Source organism: Pseudomonas sp. RT4P38 (assembly GCF_054897765.1).
Map to the genome: position 1 here is coordinate 601954 of NZ_CM142703.1, position 11858 is coordinate 613811.

Below are 11858 nucleotides of genomic sequence, written 5' to 3' on the forward strand. Positions count from 1 at the left end.
AGTGCTCACACGTCTTTGCGGATCGGCTCTTCGACTTTTTGCGCCTGCACGTCGATGGTGTGCGGCTGGTTTACGGACTGTGTGGTCTGTGGCTGAGCGGGTGGGACCGGTTGGGCCGGTGTTACCGTCGGGTCAGCTGGCTTGTCTTCATCGTTCATGGCTTTGCGAAAGCCCTTGATCGACTCACCTACATCCGTGCCGAGGTTTTTCAGTTTCTTGGTGCCGAACACCAGCACCACGACAACCAGGATGACGACCCAGTGTTTCCAGTCAAAAATGCCCATGTTGCTGCTCCTCTCTAATAGTTGTTCAGGCGGACGGACGCGAGGCTTTCTCGGCGTGTCCGGACAGACCGAAACGACGGTCCAGTTCGTCGAGTACAGCCTGTGGATGCTGACCCAGTTGGGCGAGCATGACCATGCTGTGGAACCACAAATCGGCGGTTTCGTAGATCACATCGCTGCAGTCACCGCTGATGGCGGCATCCTTGGCGGCAATGATGGTTTCGACCGACTCTTCGCCGACTTTTTCCAGAATCTTGTTCAGGCCCTTGTGGTACAGGCTGGCGACATACGAGCTGTCGGCAGCGGCGCCTTTGCGCTCTTCCAGTACCTCGGCCAGACGGGTCAGAGTGTCACTCATGGGTGTGTCCTGCGGAATAGATAGCGTGCGGATCTTTCAGAACCGGGTCGACGGTTTTCCAGTCGCCATTCTCGAAGACGCGGTAGAAGCAGCTCTGACGGCCGGTATGGCAGGCGATATCGCCGACCTGCTCGACCATCAGGATGATGACGTCGGCGTCACAGTCCAGGCGCATCTCATGCAGGGTCTGCACGTGGCCGGACTCTTCGCCCTTGCGCCACAGTTTGCCACGGGAGCGTGACCAGTAAATGGCGCGGTTCTCGGCAGCGGTCAGTTCCAGCGCTTCACGGTTCATCCAGGCCATCATCAGGACGCGCCCGGTCTTGTGATCCTGTGCAATCGCCGGCACCAGGCCATCGGCGTCCCACTTAATCTCGTCCAGCCAGTTTTTCATCTTCGACTCCGACAGCGGGCTCCACACTTCATTAGTGAAGCCCAGGCGTTGAAACAGTGTGCCAGCGTGCGGGGGCTCTGGCTATCGGCGAACGACCAGATACAAACCGACGGCCACCATGATGCCGGCCGGCCAATGGCCCAGTTCGTTCAACGGCCCCCCGGCCGCGAGTATCGTGCCGCCTGCCAGGTGCGCAGAGCCGAGCAAGCGCATGAACCAGTCGTCCTTGCGCCGGTGCCACGGTGGCGGCGGGTCGTAGGCGTGCGGTTGGGACATGCGCTCGAGCAGGTCGCGGGCCATGTTGGCCAGGTGCGGCAGCTGTTCGAACTGGCTCTGCACGTTACCGATCAAGGCTTTGGGGCTGACGCGTTCGCGCATCCAGCGTTCGAGGAACGGCTGGGCGGTGTTCCACAAATCGAGGTCCGGGTACAGCTGACGGCCCAGGCCTTCGATGTTCAACAGGGTTTTTTGCAGCAGAACCAGCTGCGGCTGCACTTCCATGTTGAAGCGCCGGGCGGTCTGGAACAGGCGCATCAGCACCTGGCCGAAGGAAATATCTTTTAACGGTTTTTCGAAGATCGGCTCGCACACGGTGCGGATCGCCGCCTCGAATTCATTGAGTTTGGTTTCCGCCGGGACCCAGCCCGAATCGATGTGCAATTGCGCGACACGCCGGTAATCACGCTTGAAGAACGCGAACAGGTTGCGCGCCAGGTAGTCCTGGTCTTCCGGGGTCAGGCTGCCGACGATGCCGCAGTCGATCGCAATGTACTGCGGGCTCCACGGGTTCACGGTGCTGACGAAGATGTTGCCGGGATGCATGTCGGCGTGGAAGAAGCTGTCGCGGAACACTTGGGTGAAGAAGATCTCCACACCGCGTTCGGCGAGCATTTTCATGTCGGTGCGCTGATCAGCCAAGGTCGCGAGGTCAGTGACCTGAATGCCGTAGATGCGCTCCATCACCAGCACTTTCGGCCGGCACCAGTCCCAATAGACCTGCGGCACGTAGAGCAGCTCCGAGCCGTCGAAGTTGCGCTTCAACTGGCTGGCGTTGGCCGCTTCGCGCAGCAGGTCGAGTTCGTCGTAGATAGTTTTTTCGTAGTCCAGTACCACGTCCACCGGGTGCAGCAGGCGCGCGTCGGAAGAGAGCTTTTCGGCGGCGCGGGCGAGGATGAACAGCCACGCCAGGTCCTGCGCGATGATCGGTTTCAGGCCTGGGCGGATGACCTTGACCACCACTTCTTCACCGGTTTTCAGCTGCGCGGCATGCACCTGCGCCACCGAGGCCGAGGCCAGTGGCTCGACGTCGAAGCGGCTGAACACTTCACTGATCTTTTTGCCGAGCTGCTCTTCAATCAGCTTGATCGACACTTGCGAGTCGAACGGCGGCACGCGGTCCTGCAGCTTCATCAGCTCATCAGCGATGTCTTCCGGCAACAAGTCGCGGCGGGTGGACAGGATTTGGCCGAACTTGATGAAAATCGGTCCCAGGTCCTGCAACGCCAGACGCAATCGCGCGCCACGGCTCAGGTCCAGCGTCTTGCGTGGGAACCAGCGCCACGGCAAGGCGTAGCGCAGCGCCAGCAGAAACCACGGCAATGGCAGGGCGAACAACAGGTCATCGAGGCGGTAGCGAATCACAACGCGCTGGATGCGCAACAAACGGCGGACGGCAAGCAGCTTCATGCGTTATCGCTTGGGTCGAGGGATCGGGAAAGGCGCTCGAAGCGCGCCTCGAGACGTTCCAGGTCGAGTTTGATCTGGTCCAGTTCATTGAAACGGGCTTCAGCTTCGCGCTGACCGACGAGGGTGCGCGATTCTTCGGCCAAATACTCGCCAAGATTCTGATTCAAGCTGGCGAACCCTTGCTGATACCAGCGTGCGCGACTGCGCAGGTGACCGCCGAGCAGCTGCGTGGCGACAGGTCCCAGCACGCGTGCGAGTTCGTACTCCCAGTCCAGCTCAAGGTCCTGAAGGATCGCCGCCAGTTCCAGCAGCACGCCGCTGTCGCCGTCGAGTTCGACTTCAGGAGCATGCAGGACCGAAGTCTTGTCCTTGCTCATTGCCAGTTTCAACAGGCTTGAGGCCGGTGCCCGCAAGGTGCAGTCGGCGCCGGTTTCCCAGTGGGAAGCCAGCATCAAGCCTTCGTCGCTGGGCAGGATGAACACTTGCAGCGCCGGACTGCGGCAGTCGACGGCAATCACCTTGCCGCTCAAATGCGCCAGCCGCGGAAGCGCCGTGCTGTCGAGACGCAGCACCCGGTTCAGACCGAGTTCAGCGCTGGCGAGCAGGCCGGCCAGCAACATCAGGGTTTGATGCCACGGTGCAGGGCGACGATGCCTGCGGTCATGTTGTGGTAGGTCACGCGGTCGAAACCGGCTTCGACCATCATCGACTTCAGGGTTTCCTGATTCGGGTGCATGCGGATCGATTCGGCCAGGTAGCGATAGCTTTCCGAGTCGTTGGTGATCAGCTTGCCCATCAGCGGCATGAAGGCGAACGAGTAGGCGTCGTAGGCTTTGGACATCAGCGCGTTGGTCGGTTTGGAGAATTCCAGCACCAGCAGACGGCCGCCCGGTTTCAGCACGCGCAGCATCGAGCGCAAGGCGTCCTCTTTATGGGTCACGTTGCGCAGGCCGAAAGCGATGGTCACGCAGTCGAAATGGTTGTCCGGGAATGGCAGTTTTTCAGCATCGGCCTGAACGAATTCGACGTTGCCGGCCACACCCAGATCCAGCAGACGGTCACGACCGACCTTGAGCATGGATTCGTTGATGTCGGCCAACACGACCTGGCCGGTCGGGCCAACGAGGTGCGAGAACTTCTTGGTCAGATCGCCCGTGCCGCCGGCGATGTCCAGCACGCGGTTACCGGTGCGAACGCCCGACAGCTCGATCGCGAAACGCTTCCACAGACGGTGCATGCCGCCCGACAGGAGGTCGTTCATCAAGTCGTACTTGGCGGCTACCGAGTGGAAAACCTCAGCGACTTTTTCCGCTTTTTGGCTTTCCGGAACGTTTTTGAAACCGAAGTGAGTGGTGGGTTCGGCATCGCTGCCTTTGCGCTGATCAGTCATATCGCTGTCACCAGAAGAGAATGCGGGACATTCTAATCCCGGTGGCCTGCTTTGTCTTGGCAAGGCTGCAGGTAAGATAGGTAACCGCCGGGACGTTTTGCCGCAGTAGCGGTCAAGATGCTTCAGGAAAGTATCCATATAGCAGGAGTCATTTGATGGCCCGTATTAGTGTTGAGCGTGCCCACGCCCTGGGTAAGGAAGCGGCCCGCGAGAAGGCTGACAAGTTGGCGCAGAAACTGTCCGATCAATATGGCCTGGAACCGCAATGGTCCGGTGACACCCTGAACCTCAAACGTTCCGGTGTGAAAGGCGCGGTGTATGTGGGCGAGAATTCGATCAAGGTCGATGTCGAACTTGGCCTGTTGATGTCGGTCATGAGCGGCACGATCAAATCGGAAATCGAAAAGGCCCTCGATAAAGCCTTGGCTTGATTCGGTCTTCGCATGAAATCGGATCAAATGTGGGAGCGAGCTTGCTCGCGATGAGGGCATGTCAGTCAACATACATGTTGTCTGATACACCGCCATCGCGAGCAAGCTCGCTCCCACAGTTTTTGTGTGGTGTGCCCAAGGGTTTGTGTCAGTTGTTAGGGTGCTGTTTCTAATTATTCTCACTACTTTGTGCCTGAGCCCGACGCTTTCGCGGGCAGTTCCTCAAACCTTCTGCGCGTGAGGTGCACCATGGCCAAAGTTATTTTGAAGAAAAAAATCGACGCTTCGACGACTGCTCTGAGCGACGTTAAATCTTACGCCCGCAAGATCTGGCTGGCAGGCCTGGGGGCCTACACCAAGGTCGGTCAAGAGGGCAACGAGTACTTTCAAGAGTTGATCAAAGCTGGTCAAGACGTTGAAAAGAAAGGCAAAAAAGTAGTTGCCGAGAAACTTGAAGCAGCGAATGCCGAGATCGATGAAGCCAAGAGTGAAGTCACTACTTTCAAAGGTAAGGTCGAAGTTCAACTCGACAAGGTCGAGAAGGCTTTTGACTCGCGTGTCGCAAGTACCTTGAATCGTATCGGCATTCCGTCTAAACATGACGTTGAGACACTCTCTGCCAAGCTCGATGAGCTGACGGCATTGCTCGAACGCGTCGCGCAAAAATCTTAAGGAGAACGGGATGGCTGGTAAAAAGAATACTGAAAAAGAAGGCAGCTCGTGGATCGGGAAGGTTGAAGACTACTCCCGCAAAATCTGGCTGGCTGGTTTAGGCGTGTACTCGAAGATCGACACTGACGGCAGCAAGCTCTTCGATACATTGGTTAAAGACGGCGAGAAAGCCGAGAAGCTCACCAAGAGCGCTGTCGACAAGAAAGTCGATGCCGCCAAGGACTCTGCTTCGTCGGCCAAGTCGCGCATCAGCGGCGTGAAAGATCGCGCACTGGGCAAGTGGGATGAGCTGGAAGGGGCTTTTGACAAGCGTCTGAACAGCGCCATTTCGCGCCTGGGTGTACCGAGCCGCAATGAAGTCAAAGCGCTGCACAGCAAGGTCGATACCCTGACCAAGCAGATCGAGCGTCTGACCGGTGCCAAGGTTGCACCTGTTGCGGCGAAAACCGCAGCGGCCAAACCTGCTGCGAAGTCTGCTGCCAAACCACTGGCCAAGGCTGCCGCTAAACCGGCTGCCAAACCAGCGGCCAAAACTGCCGCAGCGAAACCTGCCGCGAAAACCGCTGCGGCCAAACCGGCAACCAAGCCAGCGGCAAAACCTGCCGCAGCGAAGAAGCCAGCTGTGAAAAAACCGGCAGCGCCGAAAGCCGCTGCACCAAAACCAGCAGTAGCTGCCGCCAAACCGGCGACCCCGGTCAGCGCATCGAATTCCGCTGCTGCGCCAACCCTTGCTGCAACCCCGACTGTCGCGCCAGCTCCATCGACGCCAACCAGTCAGTCCTGATTTCAGGGCTCAAGAAAACGCCCGGCCTGCTAAGGTCGGGCGTTTTTATTTGTGCACGGATTTATAGACACCGCAGAACCCTGTGGGAGCGAGCAAGCCCGCTCCCACAGGGGGTTACTCGTGTTCTTCGAGGTATTGCAGTGCCAACTGCTCCGTCGCCACCTTGATCGGCGGCAACAAGTGCGGCGCCACCAGCATCATGATCTGGTACACCACCAATCTCACCTCACCTTCGCGATCAAGAATCCGCTGATAGTCCAGTGAGAACAGCAGCGTCATGGTGATCTGCTCCACCAGTTGTCCCAGTGCCTGGGTCTCGCTGACCAATTGCCCCTGAGCCTTCAATCGAGCGAGTAACGAAGCCAGCGTGCGCTTCAACGCATTGAGCAGGTTGCGTATGCCCTTGGCCAGTTTCGGCAAGCGCCCGGCGAGGTTCGACAGGTCCTGGAACAGAAACCGGTAGTGGGCCAGGCGTTCGACGATCAGGTGCAGGAACAGCCAGTAATCTTCCGGTGCAAGCTCGACATCGGCCGGTGGATCGAGCAGGGGCGCCAGTTCGGCCTGGAAGCGCTCGAACAACCCGAGAATCAGCGGTTCCTTGCCGTGGAAGTGGTAGTAGAGGTTGCCCGGGCTGATGCCCATTTCATTGGCAACTTCCATGGTGGAGACGTTCGGTTCGCCCTTCTGATTGAACAACTGCAAAGCACATTCGAGAATCCGGTCGCGGGTTTTCATCCAGTCTTCTTAATGGTTCGTTGAACGTCAGCGCACACGCACGTAAGTACCGGGTGCTGCCTCCATCGGTGGATAGTTCTGGTTGCCGAGGGCCATGTCGGTTTCTTTTTGCGTGCCTGAACGTTCTTGAATCCAGCTCAGCCATTGGGTCCACCAACTGCCGTCGACTTGCTTGGCGTCGTAATACCAGGCCCGTGGGTCGCTGCTCAGTTTCGTGCTTTCGACGAAATTGGCTTTCGGGTTGGAGGGCGGGTTGAGAATGCTCTGCACATGACCGCTGTTGGACAGCACGAAGCGTCGCTCGCCACCCAGTAGCAAGGTGGAGCGATACACCGCATCCCACGGGGTGATGTGGTCGTTGATGCCCGCGACGCTGAAGCTGTCGACAGTGACTTTCTGCAAGTCGATCGGCGTGCCGCACACCTCCAGACCACCCGGATGACTCAGCGGGTTGTGCTTGAAGAAGTCCAGCAAGTCGCCATGGAGGGCTGCCGGCAAACGTGTGTTGTCGTTGTTCCAGTAGAGAATGTCGAACGCTGGCGGCTCTTTGCCCAACAGGTAGTTGTTAACGAAATAGCTCCAGATCAGATCGTTCGGGCGCATCCAGGCGAAGACCTTGGCCATGTCGCGGCCGTCCAGCACGCCTTTCTGATAGGAGCGACGCTTGGCCGCCTCAAGGGTCTGTTCGTCGGCGAAGAGGGTCGCAGGCGTGTCCATCTGACTGTCGAGCAGGCTTACCAGGTACGTTGCGCTGGACACTCGCCGCAATTGCCGCTTGGCCTGTAAATGCCCTTGCAGCGCGGCAATGGTCAGCCCGCCCGCGCAGGCGCCCATCAGATTGACTTCGCGAGCACCGGTGATCGCCCGGCAGACGTTCATCGCTTCTTCGACGGCTTCGACGTACGTCGACAGCCCCCATTCGCGATGCCGTACATCCGGATTGCGCCAACTGATCATGAAGGTCTGCAAACCGTTTTTCAGGGCGAACTGGACGAAGCTGTTGCCGGGACTCAAGTCGAAAATGTAGTACTTGTTGATCTGTGGTGGCACCACCAGCAGCGGTTTTGAATACTGCTTTTCGCTCATCGGCTTGTACTGGATCAGCTCCAGCAACTCATTGCGAAACACCACGGAGCCAGTAGTGGTGGCGACCGTTTTTCCGATCTCGAAAGCTTGCTTGGTGACTTGTCTGGGCAGGCCGTCGTTGTGCAGGAAGTCGTCGACCAGGTGGCTGATACCTCGCACCAGGCTGTTGCCGCCGGAGTTGAAGATTTCCTTGATCGCCAGCGGATTAAGCAGGCTGTTGGACGGTGCCATGGCGTCGTTGAGCAAGGCGAACGCGAAGTGGGCACGGGCGCGATCGTCCGCGCTCATGCTGCTCTCGTCGATCCAGTGTTTGACCTGCTTCTGCCAGCTCAGGTAGGCCTGCAAACTGCGGCGATAAAAAGGGTTGAGGCTCCACGCTGGGTCGGCAAAGCGATTGTCCTGCGGATTGGTCGGGTGCAGGGTTTCGCCCAGCAGCACGCGTCCCAGTTGACCGCCCAGCTTCAAGGCGTGTCGGGCGCTGTGCACCGGGTGGCGCAAGCCATGGGCGGCAACGCTGCGCAGGGTCGACAACAGGTCCCGACCGCGCAGGCCGGTAATCGCACTCTGTGCGTTGATGAACGCGGCGGGAGTGGGCAAAAAGTCCCTCGCTGGTTTTTCGCGCATGAATCAACACTCCTTCGTCTTCAGGCCAAATACAGATACACCGAACCAGAACACCATAGACGCTGTTACGGGTTGTTGCGCGGCGCGGCGTCCTGCCGACCCCTTTTTGTTAACAAAAGTCGGGGGCGGTTATCCGCCGAATGGCGCCGGATGCGGATGCATCACGGCACGCTGCCGTTCTTCCTCGAGGAATTTCATGATGATCGGTGCAACCGCTTCGGCTCGGGTAATCAGGAACAGATGCCCGTCATCGATGATGTGCAATTGGGCATTGGGGATCCGCCAGGCGAGCAATCGCATGTTGACCAGCGGGATCAGCGGATCGTCATCACCGGCCAGTACCAGGGTCGGCTGATGAATCTTGTGCAGCCAGTGAATGCTGGTCCAGCCCAGGCCGGCGAACAGCTGCCAGTAGTAACCGAGTTTGCCCGCCGAGCGGACTTTCGCAGCATGGCTTGCTGCCAACGTTGGATCGCGACGGAACGCGCCGCCGTAGATCATCGGTGCAATGCGAATCACATGAGACGGCTGGATGTAGCGTCGCGGGCTGGCCATCATCCACAGGACTTTCGGCTTGCCCGGCACCATTACCATGCCAGCCGCCGTGGCCGCCAGAACAAGTTTTTTACAGCGCTCGGGATAGTCGTAAGCGAACTGCTGGGCGAGGGCCCCCCCCCAGGAAACGCCGATCACATTGACTCGGCCGTAGTCGAGATAGTCGAGCATCCGCGCCGTGAGTTTCGCCAGGCCCGGAAAGCGATACGGTCGGTTTGGCGTCGACGAACCGCCGACGCCAGGAACGTCGAAGGCAATGACTTCCAGGTCCGGATCCAGCGCCGCGACGAACGGAAACACCAGCTCGAGGTTGGCACCGATGCCGTTGAAAATCAGCAAGGGCGTCAAGTGAGGCTTGCCGGGGCGTACCGCCGTGCGGAGGGTCTGGCCATCCAGGTCGACGGTACGAAATATGAACTGTTGCGGCATGCTTCAAGCCCTGTGGGGTGGTATCGCTATCTCATCTTTACTGTGGGAGCAAGCTCGCTCCCACAGGTATCAGTTAGCGCTCATGTACATAAGTACCCGGTGCAGCTTCGCCCGCCGGATAAGCCTTGTTGCCCAAACTGCCCGGAGACTTCTTCAGCTTGCCCGAACGCTCGGCTTGCCATGCCTGCCAGTGCAGCCACCAGGAATCGGTGTGCTTGGTGGAATTTTCTTGCCAGTCCTCAGCCTTGACCGGCATCTCGGTGCTGGTCATGTAGCGCGATTTCGGATTGCCCGGCGGGTTCAGAATGCTCTGGATATGCCCGCTGCTGGACAGCACGAATTCGACCTTGCCACCGAACAGTTGCGCCGACTTGTAGCAGGACTTCCACGGGGTGATGTGGTCGTTGGTGCCGGCCAGGGAGAAGATGTCGGCAGTGACCTGCTTCAGATTGATCGGTGTGCCGCACACTTCCAGTGCATCAGGACGGATCAGAGGGTTGGTTTTGAACAACTCGATCAGGTCGCCGTGGAACGCTGCGGGCAGCCTTGTGGTGTCGTTGTTCCAGAACAGGATGTCGAAAACCGGTGGCTCGTTGCCCAGCAGGTAGTTGTTGACCCAGTAGTTCCAGATCAGGTCGTTGGGACGCATCCAGGCGAAGACTTTCGCCATGTCGCGTCCTTCCAGGACACCGGCCTGATAGGAGTGACGCTTGGCGGATTCGAGGGTCTGTTCGTCGACGAACAGTGCCACGTCGCTGTCCAGAGTGGTGTCCAGCACGCTGACCAGCAGCGTCAGGGCGTTGACCTTGTTCTCACCGATCGCGGCGTAGTGGCCCAGCAGGGCGGTGCAGGTGATGCCACCGGAGCAGGCGCCAAGCATGTTCACGTCTTTGCTGCCGGTGATCGCAGTGACCACGTCGACCGCCTCCTTGAGCGCTTCGATGTAGGTCGACAGGCCCCACTCGCGCTGCTCCTTGGTCGGGTTGCGCCAGCTGACAATGAACGTCTGTACATTGTTGCGCAGGCAGAAACGCGCCAGGCTCTTGTCCGGGCTAAGGTCGAAAACATAGAACTTGTTGATCTGTGGTGGCACCACCAACAGTGGGCGCTCGTACACCTGCTCGGTGGTCGGCCGATAGTGGATCAACTCCAGCACGTCATTGCGAAACACCACCGCGCCTTCGGTGACGCCCAGGCTCTTGCCGACCTCGAACGCGCCCATGTTGACCTGGCTCGGCATACCGCCGTTGTGCACAAGGTCCTTGGCCAGATGGGCCAGGCCGTCGAGCAGGCTTTTGCCGCCGGTTTCGAAGAAACGTTTGACCGCCGCCGGGTTGGCCGCACTGTTGGTCGGGGCCATGGCTTCGGTCATGAGGTTGATCACGAAATGCCCGCGTGCGACGTCCTTGGGCGAGAGGTTGCTGTCGCCGATCCAGTCGTGGAGTTCCTTGCGCCACGCCAGGTAAGTTTGCAAATAACGTTTGTAGAGCGGGTTCTGGCTCCAGGCCGGATCGGCGAAGCGACGGTCATCGCTTGTCGGTAGAAGCTCGGATTTGCCGAACAACACATTCTTAAGTTCAAGACCGAAATGGGCGACATGCCTGGCGCTGTGAATCGGTTGTCGGATGGCCTGCCTTAGCACCATTCGAGCAGAAGCCAGTAAATCCTTTCCACGCAGCCCAACGACAGGATTCAGCCCCAAGGTGTTTTCCGAGGCTTGATACTTCAAGTCATCGCTATTCTTGTTACTCATCTACGACGCTCCATTGTCCTGAGGCGAGTACCTGGTCCCAGCTGTGCATTCACACGGCAAATGCCAGGTACTACTGCTAGGGTGACCGTTAATTCTGCATCGCTGCTTTTTATCGCAGAGAGCACTGCAGGGAACTTGCCAGTTCCATTGGTTACCCGAGTTTAATTTTTTTCGCAAGCAGGCCAATCGTCGACCCGGAAGCCGAGCATTCAAACAGATGGAATTAGAAAATGCCCTCTAAAGAGCGAGAGGCCCGAGCTAGAGCATCAGCTTGACGATGGATTGGTTCGGGTCGCGGGTTTTTCCGGCGGCTTTGAGCTCGGCAAGATAATCGTTCCAGAGATCCTCTTGGCGCACGCCCAACTGGTACAGATATTCCCAGGTGAACAGGCCGCTGTCGTGGCCGTCGTCGAAGGTCAATTTCAGTGCGTACTGACCGGCCGGTTCGACCTTGGTCAGTCCTACGGCGATCTTGCCAAATTGCAGGATAGGTTTGCCGTGGCCCTGGACTTCGGCGGAAGGAGAATGCACGCGCAGGAACTCGGCAGGCAGGTGATATTCCTCGCCGGACGCGTATTTCAGTGACAGGGTTTTCGAGGCTTTGTGCAGTTTGATATCGGTGGGGAGTTGGGTCGTCATTTTGGTTCAGGGCCGCAAGCGGCCCTGCCATGTAGAGA

At 58.6% G+C, this 11858-nt stretch carries 14 protein-coding genes; 3 read left to right on the forward strand and 11 right to left on the reverse strand.

Annotated features, from left to right (window positions below; genetic code table 11):
* Positions 1–5: 5 nt before the first annotated feature.
* From ACYZT7_RS02805 to ubiE, 6 genes are all read right to left on the reverse strand, one after another.
* Positions 6–284 carry a twin-arginine translocase TatA/TatE family subunit gene (locus ACYZT7_RS02805; RefSeq protein WP_462039854.1) on the reverse strand — a complete coding sequence of 93 codons (279 nt, stop codon included), beginning with the start codon at positions 282–284 and terminating at the stop codon, positions 6–8.
* Between the two features lie 25 nt (positions 285–309).
* Positions 310–642: a phosphoribosyl-ATP diphosphatase gene (locus ACYZT7_RS02810; RefSeq protein WP_008047820.1), complete on the reverse strand. Its 333-nt coding sequence runs from the start codon at positions 640–642 to the stop codon at positions 310–312.
* Positions 635–1036, reverse strand: coding sequence for a phosphoribosyl-AMP cyclohydrolase (gene hisI, locus ACYZT7_RS02815; RefSeq protein ID WP_149416786.1), 402 nt, complete (start codon positions 1034–1036; stop codon positions 635–637). Before hisI ends, ACYZT7_RS02810 begins: the two co-directional genes overlap by 8 nt.
* A gap of 81 nt (positions 1037–1117) precedes the next feature.
* On the reverse strand, positions 1118–2722 hold the full coding sequence (ubiB, locus tag ACYZT7_RS02820) for a ubiquinone biosynthesis regulatory protein kinase UbiB (RefSeq protein ID WP_462039855.1): 1605 nt from the start codon (positions 2720–2722) through the stop codon (positions 1118–1120).
* Positions 2719–3342, reverse strand: a complete 624-nt coding sequence (locus ACYZT7_RS02825) for a ubiquinone biosynthesis accessory factor UbiJ (RefSeq protein ID WP_462039856.1) — start codon at positions 3340–3342, stop codon at positions 2719–2721. Before ACYZT7_RS02825 ends, ubiB begins: the two co-directional genes overlap by 4 nt.
* On the reverse strand, positions 3342–4112 hold the full coding sequence (gene ubiE, locus ACYZT7_RS02830; protein WP_007948968.1) for a bifunctional demethylmenaquinone methyltransferase/2-methoxy-6-polyprenyl-1,4-benzoquinol methylase UbiE: 771 nt from the start codon (positions 4110–4112) through the stop codon (positions 3342–3344). The genes ACYZT7_RS02825 and ubiE overlap by 1 nt, the downstream gene beginning before the upstream one ends.
* A gap of 155 nt (positions 4113–4267) precedes the next feature.
* Between ubiE and ACYZT7_RS02835 the strand changes: the two genes are divergently transcribed.
* From ACYZT7_RS02835 to ACYZT7_RS02845, 3 genes are all read left to right on the forward strand, one after another.
* Complete coding sequence (locus ACYZT7_RS02835; RefSeq protein WP_462039857.1) at positions 4268–4543, forward strand: polyhydroxyalkanoic acid system family protein; 276 nt, start codon at positions 4268–4270, stop codon at positions 4541–4543.
* 249 nt (positions 4544–4792) lie between these two features.
* The gene (locus ACYZT7_RS02840) at positions 4793–5215 is read left to right on the forward strand and encodes a phasin family protein (RefSeq protein WP_462039858.1); all 423 of its coding nucleotides are present in this window, start codon (positions 4793–4795) and stop codon (positions 5213–5215) included.
* A gap of 10 nt (positions 5216–5225) precedes the next feature.
* Complete coding sequence (locus ACYZT7_RS02845) at positions 5226–5999, forward strand: phasin family protein (protein WP_462039859.1); 774 nt, start codon at positions 5226–5228, stop codon at positions 5997–5999.
* 114 nt (positions 6000–6113) lie between these two features.
* On the opposite strand, the gene ACYZT7_RS02850 is transcribed toward ACYZT7_RS02845, so the two are convergent.
* The 5 genes from ACYZT7_RS02850 to ACYZT7_RS02870 all read right to left on the reverse strand — a co-directional run bounded on the left by ACYZT7_RS02850 (position 6114) and on the right by ACYZT7_RS02870 (position 11820).
* Complete coding sequence (locus tag ACYZT7_RS02850; RefSeq protein ID WP_449642748.1) at positions 6114–6734, reverse strand: TetR/AcrR family transcriptional regulator; 621 nt, start codon at positions 6732–6734, stop codon at positions 6114–6116.
* 27 nt (positions 6735–6761) lie between these two features.
* Positions 6762–8444 (reverse strand): class II poly(R)-hydroxyalkanoic acid synthase, encoded by a 1683-nt coding sequence (gene phaC / locus ACYZT7_RS02855; protein WP_462039860.1) that lies wholly within the window; start codon positions 8442–8444, stop codon positions 6762–6764.
* 129 nt (positions 8445–8573) lie between these two features.
* The gene (phaZ, locus tag ACYZT7_RS02860; protein WP_462039861.1) at positions 8574–9428 is read right to left on the reverse strand and encodes a poly(3-hydroxyalkanoate) depolymerase; all 855 of its coding nucleotides are present in this window, start codon (positions 9426–9428) and stop codon (positions 8574–8576) included.
* A gap of 73 nt (positions 9429–9501) precedes the next feature.
* Complete coding sequence (phaC, locus tag ACYZT7_RS02865) at positions 9502–11181, reverse strand: class II poly(R)-hydroxyalkanoic acid synthase (RefSeq protein WP_462039862.1); 1680 nt, start codon at positions 11179–11181, stop codon at positions 9502–9504.
* A gap of 258 nt (positions 11182–11439) precedes the next feature.
* Positions 11440–11820: a gamma-butyrobetaine hydroxylase family protein gene (locus tag ACYZT7_RS02870; RefSeq protein WP_462039863.1), complete on the reverse strand. Its 381-nt coding sequence runs from the start codon at positions 11818–11820 to the stop codon at positions 11440–11442.
* Positions 11821–11858 lie beyond the last annotated feature (38 nt).